This window comes from Streptomyces sp. NPDC058697, from assembly GCF_042715345.1.
Taxonomy (GTDB): Bacteria; Actinomycetota; Actinomycetes; order Streptomycetales; family Streptomycetaceae; genus Streptomyces; species Streptomyces liliifuscus.
Map to the genome: position 1 here is coordinate 277,091 of NZ_JBHXSU010000011.1, position 22,092 is coordinate 299,182.

The window sequence follows — 22,092 nt, forward strand, 5'->3', positions numbered from 1 at the left end:
ACGGTCTGGGAAAGAGATCGGCCCGCGTCGGCTCACTGGAGGGACCTGGCCAAGGCCACGGCGCCCTCCACCGGCGGTACGCGCAACGGCCGGGGCCGCGCCGACGGCAGCGCTTCGGCGAGCGCGTCGGTGAACGCCTCGTACAGCGCCGGCTGGACGAGCACCGTGCTGCCCCCCACCACCACGTCGTCCACGGGAACCCCGCGCCCGGCGAGCCGTATGACGAGCGACGCCAGCGCGCGGCCGCCCTCGGCGATCACCCGACGGGCGAGCGGCGAACCGTCCTCGGCCGCCGCGAACACACTGGGCGCGTGCCGTCCCCACTCGGCGGACGGCTGGGTCGCGCTCTCCAGCGCCGCGCCCAGCGCGGGGACTTCGGGAACGTCGAAGGCGGCGGTCAGCCGGGCCGCGAGGGCATCCGGCGGATCGCCGCGGTCGTGCGCCGCCCAGAGGGCCCGCGCGGCCTCGCGTACGAGACCGGCCGAGCCGCCCTCGTCGCCGAGCACCGCGCCCCAGCCGCCGACCTGGACGCTGTCGCCGCCGGGCAGTCGTCCCACCGCGACCGAACCGGTGCCGGCGACGAGGCCGACCCCCTTGTCCAGACCGGCGGCGGGCACGAGGAGTTCGGCATCTCCCACGACGAGGCAGGGGACACCGAGAAGAGTGTGGAGTGCGGAGCGGATCTCCTCGCACTGGCGAGGCGTCTCGCAGGCGTGCCCGCCGACGGCCACCGCGCTCGGGCGCGCGCCCTGGGGCAGCGCCTCGTCGATCAGTGCGGCCAGCCACGCGGCGGCGGACACGGAATCGTGCGGCCGCCAGCCCCTGCTCGTACGCACGTGATCGGCGACGCTCATACGCAGGTGATCGGCGACCGCACTCTGCCCGGGGCCGGGGTTTCCCCCGGCCTCCGCACGGAGATGCGTCTTCGTGCCGCCCACGTCGATGCCGACGGCGATGGGCGTGGAGTCCTGCACGGAGCCTCTTTCGTCGTTGCGCGATACCGCGCATGCGGAGCGAACGGCGGGCGAACCGTGTCTTGGCACGAGCGATCGTGTCTTCGGACGAGTTCTCGGGAAGCCCCGGGACGGGCTTCTGATGAGCGCGGCAGGCGTGTACCGCTTGAGTTCGTTAGGAAGTTAACTAACGAAGTAGGGTGCGTCAAGGGGTACGGAATCCCGGTGCCGTACAACCATTGCGACCGGATCGCCGCGGCATGACCTGAGGGAGCCCATGAACCTGAGTGAGAGTGCCCGCGCGGTGTTCGCCGTGCTGGCCGAGTCGGGCACCGCCACCCGCCCCCAGCTGGCGGCGGGCGCACGCCTGTCCAAGCCGACCGTCTCCTCGGCCGTGGCGGAGCTGGAGACCGCCGACCTCGCCACCCACTCCGGCACGGTCTCCGGCGGCACCGGCCGTTCCGCCGCGGTCTACGGGCTCGGGCCTGCCGCCGGCACCGTGCTGGCCGTCGACCTCGGCCCCGCCCAGACCCGGGTGCGGGGCTGCGCCCTGGACGGCACGCTGCTGGCCGAGGGCACCGGCACCCGGCCGGAGGCCGCCGACACCGTGCGCAAGGTCCTCGACACGCTGCCGGCCGGAGTGCCCTTGCGCGCCATCGTCGTCGCCGTCGGCGATGTCACCGCACAGGACCGGGAGGGCGCCGGGATGCGCCCCGCGACCGAGAAGGCGGGCCCGGTCTTCGACGCCGTGGCCGTCGCGCTGCCGCCGGGTGTTCCCGTGCACCTGGAGAACAACGTCAACTGCGCCGCGCTCGCCGAACTGCACGAGGGCGCCGCCCGGGGCCGCGACACCTTCGGCTATCTGCGGATCGGCGTGGGCATCGGCCTGGGCGTCGTCATCGGCGGCCAGGTGCTGCGCGGGGCGAACGGCGCCGCCGGTGAGGTGGCCCGGCTGCCCTACCCCTGGGACGACGGCCGCGAACCGCGCCACGAGGCCCTGGAGGAGCGCATAGGTTCGCCGTCCCTCCTGCGCCGGGCCGCGGAGGCCTGGCAGAGCGCCGACGGCCCGTGTCCCGCTACCGCCGAACGCCTCTTCGCGCTGGCCGAGGAGGGCCATGCGACGGCCCGCACCGTGGTCGCTCTGCATGCCGCCGAGGTGGGCCGGCTCGCCGCCGCCGTGGCCGCCGTACTGGACCCGGGACTGATCGTGCTGGGTGGCGGCACCGGCGCGTTTCCGCAGCTCCTGCCAGGTGTACGGGCCGAACTGGGCCGGCTGAGCTGGCCCACGGAGGTGGTCAGCAGCACGGTCGGCGACAGCGGCACGGTGGTGGGCGCGAGCCGACTCGCCGTGGCCCGTGGACGTCAAACCGTGACCGGTGGTACGGGGGCGAAGCATTGACGGCTTACGTGTAGGTCTGCCAATGTCCGGACAAGCGCTTTCCATGGCCGGTGGGACCCGGCTCTGGATGAGGCGTCCCGCTGTACGTGACGTACGGCAGCCGTACGAGGGCGCGCTCGTACGACTGCGGCCCTCAGTGGCCGGGGACCCCCATCCGTCAGTGCGCAGCGGCCGGGCGAGGCCGAGCGCAGGAACGCGTACTCCAGGGAAAAGACCCGAGCCGCTCGTTCGGCCAGGGGATCCGTAACGCACATCCAGGAGGACCCGGTGGGTCACCAGATCTCGCGCAGAACTCTGCTCCGGACCACGAGCGGTATCGCCGTCGCAGGCGCGCTTGGCAGCGCGCTCAGCGCCTGCAGCGGAGGAACCGGAGCCGGCAGCACCAGCAGCGACCTGACCATGATTTGGTGGGGCAGCGACGACCGGCACGCGGCCTACAAGAAGGCGCTGGCCGCCTTCCAGAAGAAGAACTCGAAGATCAAGATCCGGGAGACCTACTCCGGGTACGACGGGTACTTCGACAAGTTCAACACCAACATCGCCGGCGGCAGTGCCCCGGACCTGTTGCAGATGGACACCGCCCTGGTCGCGCAGTACGCCCGCAAGGGAGTCCTCGCTCCGATCGACTCCTACGTCGGCAAGAGCCTTGACCTCACCGGCTTCTCCAAGACGCTCCTCGCCGCCGGCACCGTCGACGGCAAGCTCTACGGCGTCCCGTCCGGCATCGGCGTCAACCAGCTCACGGTCAACCGCACCGGCCTGGAGAAGCTCGGCCTGAAGCTGCCCGACCGCGAGTGGACCTGGGCCGACCTGAAGAAGATCTCCCAGGACGTCTACAAGAAGAGCGGCGGCAAGATCTACGGCGTCGACGACGGCGGCGGCTCCACCCTCCAGTGCTTCGAGGTCTTCGCCCGCGAGAAGGGCGAGACGTTCTTCTCCGACGACGGCAAGAAGCTCGGCTTCACCCCCGCCACGCTCCAGGAGTGGTGGGAGTTCTGGGCCGACATGCGCAAGGCCAACGCCTCCCCGCCGCCGGCCATCACCTCGGCCGCGCACAACGACCTCACCAAGAACGCGGTCGTCATCGGCAAGGCGCTGTTCAGCTTCGACTCCGGCATCTACGGCGCGGGCGGCTCCATCACCGACGCGCAGCTGGACTTCCTGCCCACCCCGCAGGGCGACTGGTCCGGCGCCCGCGAAGGCAACTTCGTCAACGGCGGTGTCCTGCTGAGCGCCACCAAGGCCAGCAAGAAGGTCGCCGACTCCGTCAAGATCATGTCGTTCTTCGCGCAGGACGAGACGGCGATCAAGGACATGCAGCTGCTGCGCGGCATCCCGCCGACGGAGAAGGCCCGCAATCTGATCGCCTCGGGCCTGACCCCGACGGACAAGCTGAACATGGAGAACGCCGACTACATCTCCCAGCGTGTCGGGAAGGCGACCAACGCGCTGCCCGCGCCGGTGCCGCCGCCGCAGGGGGCCGACCAGATCTGGGACCTGCTGTTCCAGTCGAACCTCGCGGTGGCCTTCGGCAAGAAGTCGATCAAGGCGCAGCTCGGTGAGTTCTTCGATCAGGCGTCGGGGATTCTGGGCGGGTAGCTCCGCTGAGGCCGGCGTGTCGTCGGGATCTGCGGGCCGGCTGTGGCTGGTCGCGCAGTTCCCCGCGCCCCTGACGGGGCGCCGCACCACTGCAAGACCGGGAGAGGGCCAGGGAGATGAGTATGACCACCGCGAAGACAGACGAGGTCGTGAAGGAGCAGCCTGCTCCCGCGACCCCGTCCGACCAGCGGGAGCGCGACCGTATGCGCCGCCGCCTCGCCAGACGGCGGGGCGGGGGCTGGTGGCCGTACGCCTTCCTGGCCCCCTGGTTCATCGGCCTCTTCGGCCTGACGATCTACCCGATGCTGGACTCGCTGTATCTGTCCTTCACCGACTTCGACCTGCTGACTCCGGCGCAGTGGGTCGGGGCGGACAACTACAGCAAGATGTTCACCGACGACCCGGTCTTCTGGGACTCGGTGCACGCCACGCTGCTGTACGTGGTCGTGTCGGTGCCGCTGAAGCTGGCGCTCGCGCTCGGCGTGGCGATGCTGCTCAACCGCGACCTGAAGGGCATCGGCCTGTACCGGGCCGCCTTCTATCTGCCGTCGCTGCTCGGCGGGGCGGTCGCGATCGCCATCGTGTGGCGGCAGGTCTTCGGCGGCGACGGTCTGTTCAACGACTTCCTCGGCTGGTTCGGCATCAAGGGCCAGGACTGGATCTCCAGCCCGGACACCGCGCTCTACACGCTGATCCTGCTGGCCGTCTGGCAGTTCGGCACCCCGATGGTCATCTTCCTCGCCGGTCTGAAGCAGCTGCCGAAGGACGTGTACGAGGCCGCCGCGATCGACGGCGCCTCGCCCGTCACCCGGTTCTTCAGGATCACCCTGCCGCTGCTGACCCCGATCGTCTTCTTCAACGTGGTCCTGCAGATCATCGACGCGTTCAAGACGTTCACCCCCGCCTTCGTCATCAGCAACGGCTCCGGCGGACCGCTCAACTCGACCATGCTGTACTCCCTCTACCTGTACAAGAAGGGCTTCACCGACCTCGAAATGGGATACGCCTCGGCTCTCGCCTGGGTGCTGTTCCTGGTCATCGCAGGCTTCACGGCGGTCAACTTCATCGCCAGCCGCTACTGGGTCCACTACGACGACTGACGTCTGAGCGAGGAGTCCTTCAGCCATGTCCGCCATCACCTCGGCCCACGCGCCGAAGTCGCCGTTGCAGAAACTGCGTTCGGCCACCGGATCGCGCCGCATCTTCATCCACACCGTGCTCATCGGCGTGGCGATCGTCATGCTCTACCCGCTGCTGTGGATGCTGAGCAGTTCGTTCAAGCCCGACACCCAGATCTTCACCCAGCCGGGGCTCATCCCCAGCTCGGTGCGCCCGGAGAACTACTCCGAGGGCTGGAGCGGCTCGGGCAACTCCTTCTCCCTCTACATCACCAACTCGCTGATCGTCACGATCGGTGCGGTGATCGGGAACGTGATCTCCTGCTCGCTGGCCGCCTACGCCTTCGCGCGCTTCGAGTTCCGCGGCAAGAAGATCTGGTTCGGCCTGATGCTCGGCACGCTGATGCTGCCCACGCAGGCCGTGCTGATCCCGCAGTACACGATCTTCTACAACCTGACCTGGATCAACACCTATCTGCCGCTGATCGTGCCGAAGTTCCTCGCGGTGGACGCCTTCTTCATCTTCCTGATGGTCCAGTTCATCCGCTCCATCCCGCGCGAGCTGGACCACGCGGCCATGATGGACGGCGCCAACCCCTTCCAGATCTACTGGAAGATCATCCTGCCGCTGATGAAGCCGGCCCTGATCACCACCACGATCTTCACCTTCATCTGGACGTACGACGACTTCCTCCACCAGCTCGTCTACCTCCAGCAGAACGACAAGTTCACCGTCCCCCTCGGCCTGACCCTGTTCATGGACCAGACGAGCGGCTCCTCCTACGGTGCGATGTTCGCCATGTCGACTCTTGCCCTCCTGCCCACGCTCATCTGCTTCCTCATCTTCCAGAAGAGGCTGGTAGAAGGCTTGGCGACCTCGGGCATGAAGGGCTGAATCCCGTGCATCTTCCCCACCAGCGCGGCCAGTTGCACCACCTCCCCGATGACCCGGCCGCGTACGACGCGGTGCTGGCCGCCGTCGCCGAGACGGCCCTGGCCCGTCTCACCCCCGAGGGCAGCCTCGAGAACCCGGCCGCCGTCGACGACATCGGCGACACCTCGCTCGGCATCACGTCCCTGCTCGCGCTGGCCTGGCACCGCACCAAGGACCCGCGGCTGCCCGAGGCGGTCCGCCGCAGCCTCGCCTTCCATCTGGGCTCGCGCGTCTACACCGAGGACAACCCCGGCTACCCGAACCTGACGGCACGCAACTCCGGTCTGCCGTACGCCCGTTACACGCTGGAGGCGGGCGCCCACCCCATCGGCGACTGGCCGAGCACGGTGTGGGCGCTGCTCCAGGCCGTCAACGTCCTCGACGCGGCGGACGGCCTCGTCGAGGAGGAGCAGTACCGCGAACTCCTGGGCGTCGCGGGCGGATACTGGCGCTGGCTCACCGAGGCCACGTTCTTCAACCCGCAGGACGCGGGGAACCAGGCCATCGGCTGCGTGGTCGGCGGCCTGATGCTCGCCCGCCATCTCCCGCCCGAGGAGGGCGAGTCGGTCCGGCAGCGGGCCCTGCGGCTGTACGCGGACGAGATCCGCGCCCGGCGTGTACGGGACCGTGGCGCGCCCCTGCCTCCCGAGCACGGCGGCGCCTACGACAACAACTACGGCCCGATCTCCCTCTCTTTCCTCGCCCAGGCCCACCGGGTCAGCGGCGAGGAGGTCTTCGCGGAGGACGGCGACACGCTCGCCAGGTACATCGACGCGCGGGTCTGCGCGAGCGGCTTCGACATCGGCGGGCCGCGCTACAGCGAGCAGCACTCCGCCTTCGAATCCGTCCTCGGGCTGCGGTACTTCGGCCATCGCATCGGCGCCGACATCGGCCGCTACGCCGGTGACACACGCTGGGCCCGGCACGCGGTCGGGGCCGACGGAGGCGTGGACGGGCACTTCGCGTACATGCTCGTCTGGCAGATCCAGGACACCACGAGCTGGCACCGCACCCCGAGCACGGAGCCCGCCCGCCATCAACTGCGGTCCGGCACGGTCACGGTGTCGTTCGACGACCGGATGACTCCGTCGGTGATCGAGGTGGGCGGCACGGCGCTCGTGGCCGCCGCCGTCAACCGGCAGCACGGATTCGGGCCCGTCACGGACGACTTCCTGCTGTGCCGTCCGATGGGGGCGGTGCGGGTCGCGGACGTGCGCGCCGGCGGACTCGCGGCCAAGCTCGTGAGCAAGCCCGTCGTCGGACGTGACCATGTCCTGCGGCATCTTCAGTCGCTGTACGTCACGGACGGCACGCGGCTGTGGACCACCGTGGTCGTCGAACGGCTCGACGGGGAGCGGTACTTGCTCGCCGGGATGCCGTATGTCGCCGCGGACGGCGACCGGTTCAGGCGGGTCGGCGACTTCCCGCTCGTCGCGGCCGCCGGTGAGCTGCGCCTGACGCACCCCGCGGAGGGCAGCCCGGACTCCTTCGACGCCCGCGCCGAAGTCACCCAGCAGCAGGCCGCGTTCGCGTTGGCCGCGGATCCGCGTGGGTACGGGGACCCTGACGCCGGGTGGCGGCACGTGCGGACGACGACCGCGCTGGAGGTCGGGCCCGCGCCGGACGCGCCGGAGGGGCTCGACGTGTTCGCGGTGCGCTACGGTGCCGCGGCCGCCGAGCCGCTCGACCTGGTCTGTGAGCGGGCGGAGGAGGGGCTGGTGTTGCGTACGGGCTCCTTCACCGCGGTGCTCGGCGAAGCCGATGAGCACGGCGAGCCGCGGCTCTCTTTGACTCCCGCGGCGACCTGACCTCCTCGGCGGATGTGCCCGGGGAGGGTTTTCGCCCCCGCCGCCCCTACCCATTCCCGTCCCTGTCTCAGCCCGGGTCCACCAGCTTGATTCCCGGTTGATCGTTTCGGGGTCGTGCAGGCCGTGTTGGGGCTGAGTTGCGGACTCGGGCATGGGGTGGCCGCTGGTCTGCCAATCTCTTCCACTCTGTCCACAGGTCTCGGGCCCTTTCGGGCAGGTCGGTCAGGGAGCGTCAGAGGGCCGGCGGTGCATGCACCGTGCTGAACAGCTGGGTGAAGTCCACATCAGTTTCGCCGCAGGGAAGGCGCCGGTGCCGTCCTTCGAGGCGGGCAGCCGGACGTGCTCGCCGGCCAGCTTGGGCAGACCGCACCGCTCGGCCGGCCGCACCACCGGCTCCAGCCCGCCGTACGCGATCAGGTTCGGGTCATCGAACGCGGATGAGACCGCCGCCGCGGCACGGGAAGATTGCATCTCGGAAGTGCCTTGTCGATCGTGCCTGATGTGGTCCTAGAAAAACCCCATCATCGCAGTTCGCAAGGCACTTCTTCGTTTCTGGGTGAACCATCCACCGGCATCAAGCCGGGGTGATCCGGACTCAGCGCACCAGGGAAGGGGGGTTCTGACAGTACCTGTATCACCAGGGTCTCCCCGACGTCCAAAACGCCTGTCAACCTGGCGTGAGTCGAAAGCGCCGACAGCACTCCATGGACACGCACTGCAGCTTTACCTCCATCAGCTCAATTCAGCTGCTGCCCCGAATGCGTGACCGCGTCGGCACATTCCGACACGACAGAAGGGACGGATACCAATGACGGACAACCAATTCACCACTCACACAGAACTTTTCGATCTGAGTGGGAAGTACGCACTTGTCACTGGCGGCACCAAGGGCATTGGGATGATGATTGCGCGCGGCCTTCTCCAGGCGGGCGCCCGCGTCGTCATCAGCTCACGCAATGCGGATACGTGCGCGGAGGCACAGCAGCTGCTATCCGAATTCGGCGACGTCCAAGCAATGCCCGCCGACCTGTCCAGGCACGACGAGTGCCGGCGCCTCGCTGATCTTGTCATGGCCGACTCGGAACGCCTGGACATCCTCGTCAACAACGCGGGAGCGATGCGTAGCGAGCCGCTGGAGACGTTCCCGGACGAGGCCTGGGATGCAGTGCTCGACCTCAACCTCAAGTCGCCGTTCTGGCTGGTGCAGGCACTGCTTCCCGCACTTCGCAGGGCGGGAACCGCCGATGATCCGGCACGGATCATCAACATCGGCAGTATCGCCGCCATCCACGTCGCCCAGGCGCCCACCTACTCGTACTCCAGCAGCAAAGCGGCTCTCCATCAGCTCACCAGAGTGCTTGCCCGGGAGCTGGGCCCACAGCACGTCACGGTGAACGCGGTAGCACCGGGAGTCTTCCCGTCGCAGATGATGGGGGCCACGCTCGATGCCATCGGCGACAAGATCGCGGCGGCGGCCCCACTGCGCCGGCTCGGCCGCGACGACGACATGGCGGGTGCCACCGTGTTTCTCGCCAGCCGGGCTGGGTCCTACCTCACGGGCGCCATCATCCCGGTAGATGGCGGCACCGCGACGACTGCAACGGGTACCCCCCCTGTCATGGGCCACTGACCAGTACGGCTGAACGGGCCTAGGGTAGGGGGATGGTCACGATGGATCCACGCACCGAGATCCGGGAGTTTCTCAGCTCGCGTCGTGCCCGCATCGCACCCGAGCAGGCGGGCCTGCCCGCTTACGGCGGCAACCACCGCCGGGTCAAAGGTCTGCGCCGCGAGGAGGTCGCGCTACTCGCGGGGGTATCGGTCGACTACTACGTGCGCATGGAGCGCGGCAGCCTCGCCGGTGCCTCCGACGGAGTGCTCGACGCGTTGGCCTCTGCCTTGCAACTCGACGAGGCCGAGCGCGACCACCTGTTCCACCTCGCGCGCCAATCGAGGGCGCCCCGCAGCCCACGCCGGCGCAGGCCTGCCGTCGCGGTGCGTTCGACGCTGCAGCAGGTGCTCGACGCGATCTCCGATGCGCCGGCCTGGATCGGTAACGGCCGTTATGACGTGCTCGCCATGAATCAACTCGCTCGCGCGCTGTATTCACCGGTGCTGGCCGATTCGCGACGGCCCGCGAACACAGCGCGGTTCGTCTATCTGAAGCCCGAGGCGGCCAGAGATTTCTTTGTCGATTACGACCAAGTCGCCGGTGCCGTGGCTGCGAAGCTGCGCATGGCAGCCGGCCGCAATCCGCACGACGAGGAGCTGATCGCCCTGGTCGGCGAACTGTCAACGTGCAGTGAGCTATTTCGGCAGCGGTGGGCATCTCAGGACGTGCGGCTGCACCGGTCCGGCCGTAAGCGTATGCACCATCCGATCGTGGGCCAGCTCGACTTGGACGTCGAGTCCATGGAACTGCCCGCCGAACCCGGCCTGCACCTCAACGTCTACACCGCACCCGCGGGCACACCGACCGCCGACAATTTGGCGCTCCTGGCGTCGTGGGCGGCCACCCAACAGACGCTGGCGACCGAGCTCGAAGCACACAACGGATAGTCCAACCCCTTCAGCCGTACCAGGGTCCGTCTCCCCGACCAGCGTGGGCAGACCGCACCGCTCGGCCGGCCGCACCACCGGCTCCAGCCCGCCGTACGCGATCAGGTTCGGATCATCGAACGCAGATGAGACCGTCGCCGCGGCATGGGAAGCCGGTGGATCCGGGCTGAGGGGACCGGCCCTCCGGTACCCGGGGCCTACGGCCCGTGACGGCCGGCAGAGGTCAGGACCCGTCGGGGCAGGACCATCTCAAGATTCTCATGGTGCGGAGATCGAAATCGACCTCGATCGATTCCGGTGCGCTGTTGCTCGTCACGCGTGCACGGACGGTGTTGGCCCCGTCGCTACGGGGCTCGCCGACGGTGAAGGTGGTGGTGGCCTCCACATCCCCACACGTGGCCGCCAGGTCGCCGGCTCCGCGGCCTTCGAGAACAACTTCTCGCTTCAGCGCCGTGTCCGTGAAATACGCGGTCATCAGCTTCTGCAGCTTCGACGTCGAATGCCGGGTGGCGAAGGCATCGGGCAGAACCGAGTAGTAAGCCCGCATTTTCTCATGGGCCGCCGATATTTTGGAAATCTCACCGAGGCGGGCGGGATCTTCCGCCGATCGGTCCGCGCCCACGGAATTCCAGTAGACGCCCGCACCGAGTGCCGCCACGACAATCGCCGCAAGGGCGGCAGAACGGGTACGGCGTTGACGGCGTCGGATGCTTCGGCGACGCAACTCCTGTGCGGACACCGGCCGGTCCACCCGAACACTCTCCAACTGGGCGACGCTCTCGGTAAGCCAGACAGGACGCTCGTACTCACCGGACATGGTCCACCTCCTGGTCCGGCAGGGCGGAAAGGTGGCGGGCGAGTGACAGGCGCCCGCGGACCAGCCAGACCCTGATGCTGCCGGCCGGCCAGCCCGTCTCGGCACTTATCTGCTCGACGCTGAGGTCGCACAGGTGGTGGAGGACGACGGCAATTCTCTGCTTTTTCGGAAGAGTGCGAAGTGCCTCGACGAGAGCGATGCGCTCGGCGGATGGGCCTTCGATGTGGCGCTGGTCGTGATGGCGCTGAATGAGCTGCACACCGCGCCGCAGACGCCGGAAGCGCGATACGGCGAGCCGCCAGGCCGTGGTGCGGATCCACGCCTCCTGGGAACCGTCGCTCGTGAATATCCCACGCCGGCTCCAGGCCCTTATGAACGCCTCCTGGACGACATCCTGGGCCTCCGGCAGATCGCCGGTCATCGCGTAAAGCTGCCGAACGAGCCTGGGGTAGGCCAGTGCATAAAATTCATCGAACTCCTCTTCCGCCGTGCCTCTCGCCACTCTTCCGCCATTCATATCCGTCCACAGAACGGCCAGGGGGTCCTCTGTAGGGGAAGTACGCACGAGCGCTGATCCCCCGCTACAGCGGTTCTCTGTGATCTGTATCACCGCATCCGAGTGTCGCGTCCGGGGCCCCGCGCTGCGTAGTCCAGCTGTCCAAGTCGAACCGACAGCAGAGGAACTCCCATGCGCCATGCAGCCCCCCGTAAGCCGAGCAGGATGGGAACGACGTTCAGGACCGCCGCGGTCAGCGCTTTGGCGCTCGGCAGTCTTACGGTGGCGGCGGGGTCGCAGGTCCACGCGGCCACGGCGACCTCGCACTCCGCGACGGACGACGACTCCTCGCGCGTACAGAAGCAGAAGGCCGATGTGATCGCCGCCGCGGCCAAGGAGAAGGGTTCTCGCACCACGCCGAGCCCCGAAGCCGAGAAGGTCCTGAAGGCGAAGAAGGCCGCCGCGGCCAAGGGGCAGACTTCCCGGCCCGTGACCGACCCCGCGGCGGTGCGCACCCTGAAGATGAAGGTGATCGCGATGGCTCACGCGCCGAACGGCTGATCGACCTCGTATCTTTCATGGGTGTGCTCGCCCAGTCCTTGATCAAATAAGCGGAGAGTGCTTCTGACCTGCAACGATGGGGCCTGTCTAGGGTCCTGTTGGCTGCACGGAAGGAAGCACTCTCCAGGTGAGCAAACGTATCGGGGTGTACCCACGTGTCCGCCTCGAGGGCGGTGGCAGCGGGGTGGTCTCGCAGGCCGGGGCAGTGCTGCTGGTCGAGACGGTTCGCAAGGTGGGCCTGGACACCGCGATATCGGCGGCAATGGCGCCGTGGCGCAAGCCGCGGACGGTGCACGACCCGGGCAAGGTCCTGCTGGATGTCGCGCTGGCGACGGCTCTGGGCGGGGACTGCCTCGCCGATGTCGCCATGCCACCGGGTCGAGCCCGACATGTTCGGCCCGGTGGCATCGGACCCCACGGTCTCCCGGCTCATCGACACCCTCGCCTCAGCCGGACCGAAGGCGCTCACCGCGATCCGCACGGCACGGGCCGAAGTACGCACGCGGGTATGGGAGTTGGCCGGCGCGGACAGTCCGGCCGTTGACGGCCAGGTGATCGTGGACATCGACGGGGTGCTGGTCCTTGCGCACTCCGAGAAGCAGGACGCCACCCCAACGTGGAAGAAGACCTTCGGCCACCATCCGCTCGTCGCGTTCGCCGACCACGGCCCAGCCGGGTCCGGAGAGCCGGTGGCCGCGCTGCTGCGGCCCGGCAACGCCGGCTCCAACACCGCCGCCGACCACATCGAACCCGCCCAACTCGCCCTGGCCCAACTGCCGAAACACGTGCGGCGGGGACCCCAGACGCTGATCCGCACCGACTCCGCCGACGGCACCCATACCTTCCTCGACAACCTGACCCAGCCCCGAAAAGGCCCCACCGCACAGACACAAAGTCCCCATCAGCAAGCTGACGGGGACTCATGAACGATCGAGGCCAACTGTGCTAGCAAGGCGCGCAGTTGGGGGGCACTTTGAGTCTGCGCGGTTCAATGGGCGCAGAGAACCATGCGAGAGGGGACGTCGACGCAATGCGGGAATGGATGTACGCGGTGGACCCGAGGAAGGCGGACAGGGACGGGGTGCCGCCCACGCGGGACCGCTACCTGATGCAGGCTGAGGCAGGGGAAGCGTCGTTCTGGGGACTGAAGATGAAGCGCCACGTCGAACCCGGTGACCGTCTCTGGGTTTACCTCAAACTTCCCGATGGCATCGTCACTGCCATGCACGAAGTGAAGGGCAAACCGGACGAGATCCGCGATGACCCTGACGGGTACCTGTGGGAGTTCGCCGCTGTGCCGAACCTCAACGCGACGCGTGCTTTGTACCGCAACCCCGTGCGGCTCGCAGACCTCAGCAACAAACACCCCCAAGGGGTCACTGGAGTACGTGACGCGGACCTGGTGACCCTTCTCAGGCATGCGGGCATGTGACTGCCGTAAGGGGCCAACCAAGGAGAGGCCATTTACCCTGGTCACGGCGCCGCAACAGTCACGGACGCTCAAGCGGCCCTCAAAGACCTCGTTTTCGCAGGTCAGGGGCTACCCGCATTTAAGAAGTGAATCGCCCCCGAACCCCCGCTCCTCAAACGCCGGAGAGGCGCGCCCCTTAAAGGGGCGCGGGGAACTGCGCAATCTTCTGGGGGTTCGGGGGCTGCCCCCCCGGAAAGGGACGGGAATGGGTAGGGGCGGCGGGGGCGAAAACCGTCACGCGCGGTGTTTCGGGTTGTTGTGCCAGCGGGTGAGCTGCTTTTCCGGATCGCCCGTGTAGGACCACGGCGTCCGCGTGGCACGGCGCCCGATGAGCCGGAACAGCGAGGCGGTGATGTCCGGCACCCCGGCGTGACACGCGGCATGCGTGAGGTGGTTGAGCTGGTGTATTTCGCCCGGCTCGACGGGAGCATCGGGGCGCCCCGTGATCCACCGCTGCCAGGTGCGCCGCACATCACTGATGGCCCCGTCATGGTTCCAGTGCTGACTGACCCCGGTCAGAGACCCCTGCTGCCCCTTCGCCCCCTCCAGGATGTACCGGTACTCCTCCACCCGTGCGAACTGCACGAGAACCGGCAGCGCACACCCCGGCGGAGCCACACCGGCCGCGTCCCGGGCGAAGTCGTACATCACGCCGTGCGTACCGTGCCAGCGCGCCGAGTAGTAGTGCAGCACCTGGAGATGCCCCTCCACGCTGTACGGGTCGCGCGCGTGCAACTCGTCCCACCAGCGCCCCAGCTCCTGGCGGCGCACCCCGGTGGGATAGAGCCGCGCGACGGCGATGAGGGAGATCCACGGAGTGGGGTCGTCGCCGGACGCCTCGGCGGCCTGGAGGCAGGCCATGACCGCGCCGTCGACGCGGTTGAGGTCGATGGGGACACCCCGGCCCGCGGCGATGGCCAGGTTGAAGGCCCGTGCCGTCTCGGTCGCGGCCCGCAGCACCAGCGCGTCACCGCTGTGGGGCTCGGCGGCCAGCCAGGACTCGGCCGTCGAGGTGCTCGCGCAGGCCTGCGCGAGCAGCCGCATCCGGTGGCCCCTCGCAAGCCACGCGGGGCCGGTGGTCCGCAGCAGCTCCCGCAGGCCCTGCCAGCGGCCGATGACGATGTCCTGTTTCGCGGAGGTGAGGGGCGCGTCCCCGCAGTCGGGGTCGAACTCGGGCTTGAAACGGTCTCTCGCCATCGGGGCCCCTCTCAGAAGTCGGTGGGGAGACCCTCGTGGACGCGGGAACGTTCCGCCTCCGCGGCGGTGTAGCCGTCGGGGATGTAGTCCGTCTCGACCACGTCGCTGGCGTCCAGGTCCGCCGGCCGGTAGTAGTCGCTGCCCTGGCGCCAGTACCAGAACATGGGGACGAGTCCGACGGCCAGACCGCCGATGCCGATGGCGATCGAGGCGTTGCTCAGATTGCTCAGCGACTCGATGAAGATCCAGAACATGAACAGGGCGCCGAGGAAGGGCCACAGCCCGCCGAAGAGGAAGTTGGACGGCGACTTCAGCAGCATCTTGCGGTACGCGACGACGACCGCGAGACCCGCGAGTCCGTAGTAGACGGCGATCTGGAGGCCGATCGCGGCGATGGCGTTCTCCAGGATGTCGCCGACGCTGCCGAGGGCGTTGGAGGCCACGAGCATCAGCAGTGCCACCGTGCCGACCACGATGATGGCGACGTACGGGGTGTTCCAGGTGCGGTGCACCTTGCCCAGGGCGCTGGGCATCGTGTGGTCGCGGCCCATCGCGAACAGCGAGCGCGTGACCTGGATGAGCGTGGTCTCCAGGGTGGCGATGGTGGACAGCATCACGGAGACGATCAGCAGCTTGCCGCCCCAGCCCGGCCAGATCTCCTCGCCGAGCACCGCGAGGACGTTGGCGTCGTTCTCCTGGATCTGCTGCGAGGACAGGATGACGTTCACCGCGATGGTGAAGGCCTCGAAGAGGAGGAAGACGATGCCCACGCCGATCAGGCCCGCGAGGCCCGTGGTGCGGCGGCTGTCCTTGGTCTCCTCGCTGAGGTTGGAGGTGACGTCCCAGCCCCAGTAGTAGAAGGCGGCGATGAGGGCGCCGGACGCGAAGCCGCTCACCCCGTCGAAGTGGCTGAAGCCGAGCCAGGACCAGTCGAAGGGCCGGGCATTGTCGGTGTGGAGCACGGCTCCGACGGCGAAGAGAGCCAGGATGGCGAGCTCGACACCGGACATGATCAGCTGGGCGCGGACGGTGAGCCGGGCGCCGCCCAGCACGACGAGCAGCATGGCGACGAACCAGGCCGCGCCGACCAGGGTGGCCAGGGCCGTGTTGTCCGCGAGCCCCTCGTCGAAGAGGGACAGCGTCATCGAACCGGCGGGCAGCGAACCGGCGACCATGAAGATGGTGGCCGAGACGACCAGCGCCCAGCCGCTGATGAAGCCGAGGAAGGGGTGGAGCGTGCGGCCGACCCAGGAGTAGCTGGCGCCCGCGTTGGTGTCGATCCGGCTGAGATAGCTGAAGGCCAGGGCTATGCCCAGCATGGGTATCGCGCAGTACAGCAGCGCCGCGGGGCTGGCCAGGCCCACCGCGCCGACGAGGACCGCGGTGGTCGCGGCGAGCGAGTACGCCGGGGCACTGCCGGCGACCGCCATCACAACCGTGTCGAACGTGCCGAGGACATTGGCCTGGAGCCCTCTGCCCCTGTTGTTGCCCATGGATGCGCTGCTTTCCGTCCTGCACGAAGTGCGGTCGGGCATGCCCGACCGCGCCAGGTGTAAGTGGGAGATGCGGCCGATTCCGTGCAGCCGTGGTGGTGGTCGGCGGACGGTCGCTCCGTAGTGGAGTGATGATAGCGGCGACTCTTGATGTTTCAATGTCAACTCGTGGGTAATGTCCGCCTCCTTGCATACTGCCGATGGTCGGTGCTAGCGCATGCCGCAGGCCGGACCCGTGCAATCGGGCCCGGCCTGGCGGAGGTTGAGAATCCGGTGAGAGAACGCTCCCCGGTGTGGAGTCAGCGCACCGGCCGCCGTACGTGCTGGGCGGCCAGCCGTACCGGGGCGTTCTGCGCGCCATAGCCGCGGTGGCCCGCGTCGCGCTGGACCAGCTCGAAGAAGACGCGGCCGATCGTCTCCGTGTAGCAGTGCCGGAAGGCGCCGTCCGCGTCCCGGTCGTAGAGGATGCCGAGTTCGCGGTACGCCTCCAGCTCGCGGTCGGCAAGCTCGTACTTGGCCTCAAGGTCGTCGTAGTAGTTCGCGGGGATCGGCAGCAGGCGGCCGCCCGCGTCCCGGAACCGGCGGGCCGCGGTGACGATGTCGTCGGTCGCGAGGGCGATGTGCTGGGCGCGGCCGCCCTCGTCGGCGCTCGGGGCCGCGCCGACACCGAGGGCGATCCGCACATTGCCGTCGGCGTTGGTGACGGCGCGGCTGCGCAGCAGTCCGTACGGGTCGGCGACGTCCACGCTCTCCTGCGCGCCGAGCCCGAGGACGCTGTGATGGAAGAGGGCCGCCTCGTCGAACTGGTGCCAGGGCTGGGTGAGGGCCAGGTGGTCGATGCGGTGCACGCCCCCGGCGACGGGCGACTTGTGCGCGACGGGCTCGAAGTCGCCGGTCCAGCTGGGAAGTTCGGGACGGTCCGTGGCGCAGAAGAAGAGTTCCGTGCCGTCGGGTGCGGCGACCGCGTCCAGCGGGGCGTCCTCGGGGGCGCGCCGGCGCGGCAGCACAGGAGCGAGCAGGGCCTCGGCCCGCCGGGCGGCGCCCGCCGGATCCGGGGACTCCAGACCGACGGCGGCCAGCTGCGTACCGTCCCGTCGTGCGGCCGGGCCGGTGTTGAGCAGCAGCCGGGCCTCGCCCTGCTGCCACAGGTCGACCGGCTTGCTGCGGTGCCGGGCCGTGCGGGCGAAGCCGAGCGCTTCGAGGATCTCCGACAGCGGTTCGACATCGGGGGTGACCAGTTCGGCGAAGGCGATGCCGGTTGGTACGACGGGGGCGGGCAGCTCGCTGAGCCCGACGCTCTCCTGGAGCACGAGCAGTGAACGCAACGCGTCGACGGCGGTGGGCCCGGCCTCCGCCTGCCGGAACACGTCGTTGAACACCTCCAGCGAGAGCGGTCCTTCGTATCCGGCACGCATCACATGGCCGACGAGCCCGGCGACGTCGAAGCCGCCCTGCCCGGGGAAACAGCGGTAGTGGCGGCTCCACTGCAGCACGTCCATCGCCATCAGCGGCGCGTCGGCCAGCTGCAGGAAGAAGATCTTCTCCCCGGGGATGTCCTCGATTCCCTTGGGGTCGGACCCGCGGGCCAGGATGTGAAAACTGTCCAGGCACGTCCCGAGCGCGGGATGATCGGCGGCCTCGACGATGCGCCAGGCATGGTCGTACGTACTGACGTGCCGGCCCCACGCCAACGCCTCGTACGCGACACGGATGCCGAACCCCTCGGCCAGTTCGGCGAGCCGCCGCAGCTGGAACGCGGCCAGCGCGTCGTCGTCCTCGGCGAGCGGCGACACGCTGGAGCACACGAGCACGGTGTCGGCCCCGAGCCGCTCCATCAGCCGGAACTTGTGCTCGGCCCGCCGCAGATTCCGCGCGAACTCCTCCGACGGCACCGCCTCGATGTCACGCATCGGCTGGTAGAGATCGATACTCAGCCCGAGATCGGCACAGCGGGCCCGCACTTCCTCGGGCGTGAGGGGACTGGCGAGCAGGTCGTTCTCGAAGATCTCGACCCCGTCGAACCCCGCCCGCGCCGCGGCCGTGAGCTTCTCGGTAAGGGCCCCACTGAGAGAGACGGTGGCAATGGACGTACGCATGACGACCTCCTTCGGTGCTGAACCTCTATGAACGAGTCGAGGACAGGCGCCCCTTCAGGGGCGCGGGGAACTGCGCGATCAGCCCACGACGACCCGCACCCGCCCAACACGCCAAGCCCCCCACCCCCAAGGCGCCCTCAACCCCGCGCCCCCGCGGCACCCGCGGCACCCGCGGCCCCGGCCACCCCGGCCAACTCCGCAATATCCGCCAACATCCGCGAAGCGCCCGGCTCCCGCCCCGTGAACAGCCGAAACGCGTCCGCGGCCTGAAACGCAGCCATCCCCCCGCCATCGAGCACCACACACCCCACCCCCCGGGCGGCACGCAGCAACTCGGTCTCCAACGGCCGGTACACCACCTCGGCCACCCACAACCCGGGATGCAACAACCCACCGGGAAGCGGCAGCCCGGGATGCGCGGCCATCCCCGTCGGCGTGGCGTGCACGATCCCGTCCGCACCGCCGAGCAGCGCCGCCAACCGCTCCGGGCCCGCCGCGGCGGCCCGCCCCGCACCGAAGTGCCGGTTCAGCGAGGCGGCAAGGTCGGCCGACCGGTCCGGCAGGGCGTCCACGACGGTGACGTGTCCGGCCCCGAGCGTGAGCATGGCGTGCGCGACGGCCGCCCCCGCCCCGCCCGCACCCAACTGCACGACCCGCTCCAGCGGAGCGTCCGGCAGCCCACGGGCGAACGAGGCGGCGAACCCCGTGACATCGGTGTTGTGCCCGACCGCCCGCCCACCCTCGAACACGACGGTGTTCACCGCACCGAGCGCCTCGGCCTGCGGCGCGAGCGCGTCCAGATGCTCGATGACGAGCTGCTTGCAGGGATGCGTGATGTTCAGCCCGTCGAAGCCCAGGTCACGGGCGGCGCGCACCAGATCCCCGACCGCCTCCGGCCCGACACCGAGCGCGTCGATGTCGATCAGCCGGTACAGATAGCGCAGGCCCTGCCGGTCGGCCTCCCGCTCGTGCAGTGCCGGGCTGAGCGACGGGCCGATCCCGGCGCCGATCAGTCCGACGAGATACGAGTCCTTGACCAGGGCGACCACGGCGGACCTCCAGAGCGGCTCACTAATGTACGAACTAGTACGTTAGCTATACCAGCATCCGCGGGCCACGGGAAGGCCCGGCCGACAACCCGGAACCCCCTACCGGCGCCTGCTTCTAGAATCTCGGGCACACGCCCCTCGCCCGAAGGAAGCCCGATGACCAGCGTCGAAGAACCGGCACGACCGAACGGGCGCATCCGTGACGCCGCCCGCACCCAGGCCGAGATCCTCGACGTCGCCACGCACGAGTTCGCCCGGGCCGGCTACGACGGGGCCCGGGTCGACGAGATCGCCGCCCGCACCCGGACCACGAAGCGGATGATCTACTACTACTTCGGCGGCAAGGACCAGCTGTTCACCGCCGTATTGGAACGCGCGTACACCGTCATCCGCCAGGCCGAGCAGGGGCTCGACGTGGAGCACCTGGACCCGGTCGCGGCGATCCGGCGGCTGGCCGAGCTGACCTTCGACCACCACGAGGCGCACCCCGACTTCATCCGCCTGGTCAGCATCGAGAACATCCATGGGGCCGAGCACATCGCCGCCTCCGAGAAGCTCGGCAAGATCGGCTCGCCCGCCCTGGACGTGATCCGCCGCATCCTGGAGTCGGGGCAGGAGTCGGGCCTCTTCACGGCCGACGTGGACGCCGTCGACCTGCACGCGATGATCAGTTCGTTCTGCTTCTTCCGGGTCGCCAACCGGCACACCTTCGGGGCCCTGTTCGGCCGCGACCTGGTCGACCCCGCCCAGCGCGAGCACTACCGGAACATGCTGGGCGACATGGTCATCGCCTATCTGACGGCGGACCGCTCGACGGACTGAGAGCCCGGCGCGGTGCGGGCGGGACGCGGACAGGGCACCGCAAGATCCTTCGGTACGACCTCTTGACACCCGGGAAACGTGAGCGCAACATCCGTAGCCAACCGCTACTAACTATCCAGTGGGTTAATTAGCCGGGTAGCCCCCGGCGCGGCCGTCCCGTCACCCCAGGGATCCGGCACTTCTCCCCCTCCGCTCACTCCGCCTACGTTGGAGTTCCCCCGAAGGAGCAAGCCGTGTCCGTCCCCGCAGCGCCCCTCGACGCGCCACCCGGCCAGCCAAAGAAGGCTGCGACGGCCGCCTGGATCGGCAGCGCGCTGGAGTACTACGACTTCTTCATCTACGGCAGCGCGGCTGCGCTGATCTTCCCCGAGGTCTTCTTCGACGAGTCGGACCCGGCCACCGCGACCCTGCTGTCGCTGGCCACGTTCGGCGTCGCGTACGCGGCCAGGCCGGTCGGCGCGCTGTTCCTCGGCCACTTCGGCGACAAGGTCGGCCGCAAGAAGATCATGGTCTTCACGCTGATCCTGATGGGGTTCTCGACGTTCCTCATCGGCTGTCTGCCGACGCGCGACCAGGTCGGCACGCTGGCCCCGGTGCTCCTGGTGATCTGCCGTGTCCTGCAGGGCATCTCGGCCGCCGGCGAGCAGGCCAGCGCGAACTCCATGTCACTGGAGCACGCGCCACCGGACAAACGCGGCTTCTTCACCAGCTTCACGCTCAGCGGCACGCAGGGCGGCCAGCTCCTCGCCACGCTGGTGTTCATCCCGGTCGCCGCGCTCCCCGAGGACCAGCTGCTCTCCTGGGGCTGGCGGGTCCCGTTCTGGATGAGCATCGCGGTCGCCGTCGTCGGCTACGTCATCCGCCGCACCCTCGAAGAGACACCGACCTTCACCCAGCAGGCCGCCACCGAGGGTGTCGCGAAGATGCCGCTCGCCGTGCTGCTGCGGGACCACTGGGCGGACGTCCTCAGGGTGGTCGCCGCCGCGCTCGTCGCCTCGGTCAGCACGATCTTCACGGTGTGGGCACTGTCGTACGCGACCAGCGACTCGGTCGGCATGGACCGGACGTCGATGCTGTGGGTGGGCGCACTCGCCAACCTGGTCGCCCTGGTCGCCATCCCCCTCTGGGCCACCCTGTCCGACCGCATCGGCCGCCGTCCCGTCTTCCTGATCGGCGCCGCGGGCAGTGGCGTGCTGATGGTCGCCTATCTGTGGGCGATCTCCACGGGCTCGTACCCGCTGATCATGGTCCTCGGCATTGTCACCTTCGGTGTCGTCTACAGCGCCGCGAACGGCGTCTGGCCGTCCTTCTACGGCGAGATGTTCTCCACCCGGGTCCGCCTCTCCGGCATGGCCATCGGCACACAGATCGGCTTCGCGATCGCCGGTTTCGCGGTGACCTTCGCCGCGCAGATCGCCGGCCCGGACGGTGACGACTGGGCGTCGGTGGCGTTGTTCACCGCCGCGCTGTGCGTCCCGCCGGTGATCGCGGCACTCACGGCCCGCGAAACGCACCGGGTGCCGACGGAACGCCTCGGCGAGCGGCTCCCCCAGGAGTCACCGGGCCGCGAACCGGTGTCGGCCTGACCCACTCACTCGCCCCCGCCGCCCCTACCCGATCCCGTCCTTCTGGGGCTCCGCCCCAGACCCCGTCCGTAGCGATTTCGGGTGCGGGCCCGGTGGGGGCTGGTCGCGCAGTTCCCCGCGCCCCTGGGTACCCA

19 protein-coding genes and 1 pseudogene are annotated in these 22,092 nt (G+C 69.0%); 12 read left to right on the forward strand and 8 right to left on the reverse strand.

Going from position 1 to position 22,092, the window contains the following annotated elements; all coding sequences use genetic code 11:
* Positions 1–32: 32 nt before the first annotated feature.
* Positions 33–974: an N-acetylglucosamine kinase gene (locus tag ACFWXQ_RS26270; RefSeq protein ID WP_386269293.1), complete on the reverse strand. Its 942-nt coding sequence runs from the start codon at positions 972–974 to the stop codon at positions 33–35.
* 256 nt (positions 975–1,230) lie between these two features.
* Here ACFWXQ_RS26270 and ACFWXQ_RS26275 point away from each other — a divergent pair, with 256 nt between their 5' ends.
* The 5 genes from ACFWXQ_RS26275 to ACFWXQ_RS26295 all read left to right on the forward strand — a co-directional run bounded on the left by ACFWXQ_RS26275 (position 1,231) and on the right by ACFWXQ_RS26295 (position 7,811).
* Positions 1,231–2,352 (forward strand): ROK family protein, encoded by a 1,122-nt coding sequence (locus ACFWXQ_RS26275; protein WP_383955105.1) that lies wholly within the window; start codon positions 1,231–1,233, stop codon positions 2,350–2,352.
* Positions 2,353–2,619: 267 nt separating this feature from the next.
* Positions 2,620–3,951: an ABC transporter substrate-binding protein gene (locus tag ACFWXQ_RS26280; RefSeq protein WP_383955107.1), complete on the forward strand. Its 1,332-nt coding sequence runs from the start codon at positions 2,620–2,622 to the stop codon at positions 3,949–3,951.
* Between the two features lie 122 nt (positions 3,952–4,073).
* Positions 4,074–5,051, forward strand: a complete 978-nt coding sequence (locus tag ACFWXQ_RS26285) for a carbohydrate ABC transporter permease (RefSeq protein ID WP_383955108.1) — start codon at positions 4,074–4,076, stop codon at positions 5,049–5,051.
* Between the two features lie 25 nt (positions 5,052–5,076).
* On the forward strand, positions 5,077–5,964 hold the full coding sequence (locus ACFWXQ_RS26290) for a carbohydrate ABC transporter permease (RefSeq protein ID WP_055613697.1): 888 nt from the start codon (positions 5,077–5,079) through the stop codon (positions 5,962–5,964).
* A 5-nt stretch (positions 5,965–5,969) separates the two neighbouring features.
* Positions 5,970–7,811 carry a hypothetical protein gene (locus ACFWXQ_RS26295; RefSeq protein WP_383955111.1) on the forward strand — a complete coding sequence of 614 codons (1,842 nt, stop codon included), beginning with the start codon at positions 5,970–5,972 and terminating at the stop codon, positions 7,809–7,811.
* 222 nt (positions 7,812–8,033) lie between these two features.
* Here ACFWXQ_RS26295 and ACFWXQ_RS26300 read toward each other — a convergent pair whose 3' ends face one another.
* Positions 8,034–8,282: a hypothetical protein gene (locus ACFWXQ_RS26300; RefSeq protein WP_383955113.1), complete on the reverse strand. Its 249-nt coding sequence runs from the start codon at positions 8,280–8,282 to the stop codon at positions 8,034–8,036.
* Positions 8,283–8,619: 337 nt separating this feature from the next.
* Between ACFWXQ_RS26300 and ACFWXQ_RS26305 the strand changes: the two genes are divergently transcribed.
* Both ACFWXQ_RS26305 and ACFWXQ_RS26310 read left to right on the forward strand, forming a co-directional pair.
* On the forward strand, positions 8,620–9,441 hold the full coding sequence (locus ACFWXQ_RS26305) for an SDR family oxidoreductase (protein WP_383953473.1): 822 nt from the start codon (positions 8,620–8,622) through the stop codon (positions 9,439–9,441).
* A gap of 41 nt (positions 9,442–9,482) precedes the next feature.
* On the forward strand, positions 9,483–10,370 hold the full coding sequence (locus ACFWXQ_RS26310; protein ID WP_386269304.1) for a helix-turn-helix transcriptional regulator: 888 nt from the start codon (positions 9,483–9,485) through the stop codon (positions 10,368–10,370).
* Between the two features lie 223 nt (positions 10,371–10,593).
* On the opposite strand, the gene ACFWXQ_RS26315 is transcribed toward ACFWXQ_RS26310, so the two are convergent.
* Positions 10,594–11,187: a hypothetical protein gene (locus ACFWXQ_RS26315; RefSeq protein WP_383953474.1), complete on the reverse strand. Its 594-nt coding sequence runs from the start codon at positions 11,185–11,187 to the stop codon at positions 10,594–10,596.
* On the reverse strand, positions 11,177–11,704 hold the full coding sequence (locus ACFWXQ_RS26320; RefSeq protein WP_383953476.1) for a SigE family RNA polymerase sigma factor: 528 nt from the start codon (positions 11,702–11,704) through the stop codon (positions 11,177–11,179). The genes ACFWXQ_RS26315 and ACFWXQ_RS26320 overlap by 11 nt, the downstream gene beginning before the upstream one ends.
* Positions 11,705–11,875: 171 nt before the next feature.
* On the opposite strand from ACFWXQ_RS26320, the gene ACFWXQ_RS26325 reads away from it, so the two are divergent.
* The 3 genes and pseudogenes from ACFWXQ_RS26325 to ACFWXQ_RS26335 all read left to right on the forward strand — a co-directional run bounded on the left by ACFWXQ_RS26325 (position 11,876) and on the right by ACFWXQ_RS26335 (position 13,676).
* Positions 11,876–12,244, forward strand: coding sequence for a hypothetical protein (locus ACFWXQ_RS26325; protein WP_383953478.1), 369 nt, complete (start codon positions 11,876–11,878; stop codon positions 12,242–12,244).
* Between the two features lie 127 nt (positions 12,245–12,371).
* Positions 12,372–13,107 (forward strand): annotated as a pseudogene (locus tag ACFWXQ_RS26330) (transposase); the annotation flags it as partial.
* Between the two features lie 167 nt (positions 13,108–13,274).
* Positions 13,275–13,676 carry a hypothetical protein gene (locus tag ACFWXQ_RS26335; protein WP_383953480.1) on the forward strand — a complete coding sequence of 134 codons (402 nt, stop codon included), beginning with the start codon at positions 13,275–13,277 and terminating at the stop codon, positions 13,674–13,676.
* A 273-nt stretch (positions 13,677–13,949) separates the two neighbouring features.
* On the opposite strand, the gene ACFWXQ_RS26340 is transcribed toward ACFWXQ_RS26335, so the two are convergent.
* The 4 genes from ACFWXQ_RS26340 to ACFWXQ_RS26355 all read right to left on the reverse strand — a co-directional run bounded on the left by ACFWXQ_RS26340 (position 13,950) and on the right by ACFWXQ_RS26355 (position 19,541).
* On the reverse strand, positions 13,950–14,912 hold the full coding sequence (locus tag ACFWXQ_RS26340; RefSeq protein WP_383953482.1) for a hypothetical protein: 963 nt from the start codon (positions 14,910–14,912) through the stop codon (positions 13,950–13,952).
* Between the two features lie 11 nt (positions 14,913–14,923).
* Positions 14,924–16,405: an APC family permease gene (locus ACFWXQ_RS26345; RefSeq protein ID WP_383953484.1), complete on the reverse strand. Its 1,482-nt coding sequence runs from the start codon at positions 16,403–16,405 to the stop codon at positions 14,924–14,926.
* Between the two features lie 299 nt (positions 16,406–16,704).
* On the reverse strand, positions 16,705–18,501 hold the full coding sequence (locus ACFWXQ_RS26350) for a bifunctional sugar phosphate isomerase/epimerase/4-hydroxyphenylpyruvate dioxygenase family protein (protein ID WP_383953486.1): 1,797 nt from the start codon (positions 18,499–18,501) through the stop codon (positions 16,705–16,707).
* A gap of 137 nt (positions 18,502–18,638) precedes the next feature.
* The gene (locus tag ACFWXQ_RS26355; RefSeq protein ID WP_383953492.1) at positions 18,639–19,541 is read right to left on the reverse strand and encodes a shikimate dehydrogenase; all 903 of its coding nucleotides are present in this window, start codon (positions 19,539–19,541) and stop codon (positions 18,639–18,641) included.
* 165 nt (positions 19,542–19,706) lie between these two features.
* Between ACFWXQ_RS26355 and ACFWXQ_RS26360 the strand changes: the two genes are divergently transcribed.
* Both ACFWXQ_RS26360 and ACFWXQ_RS26365 read left to right on the forward strand, forming a co-directional pair.
* Positions 19,707–20,372, forward strand: coding sequence for a TetR/AcrR family transcriptional regulator (locus ACFWXQ_RS26360; RefSeq protein WP_362088427.1), 666 nt, complete (start codon positions 19,707–19,709; stop codon positions 20,370–20,372).
* 233 nt (positions 20,373–20,605) lie between these two features.
* A complete protein-coding gene (locus ACFWXQ_RS26365; protein ID WP_383953488.1) occupies positions 20,606–21,958 on the forward strand; it encodes an MFS transporter in 1,353 nt (450 codons plus the stop codon).
* Positions 21,959–22,092: the final 134 nt, after the last annotated feature.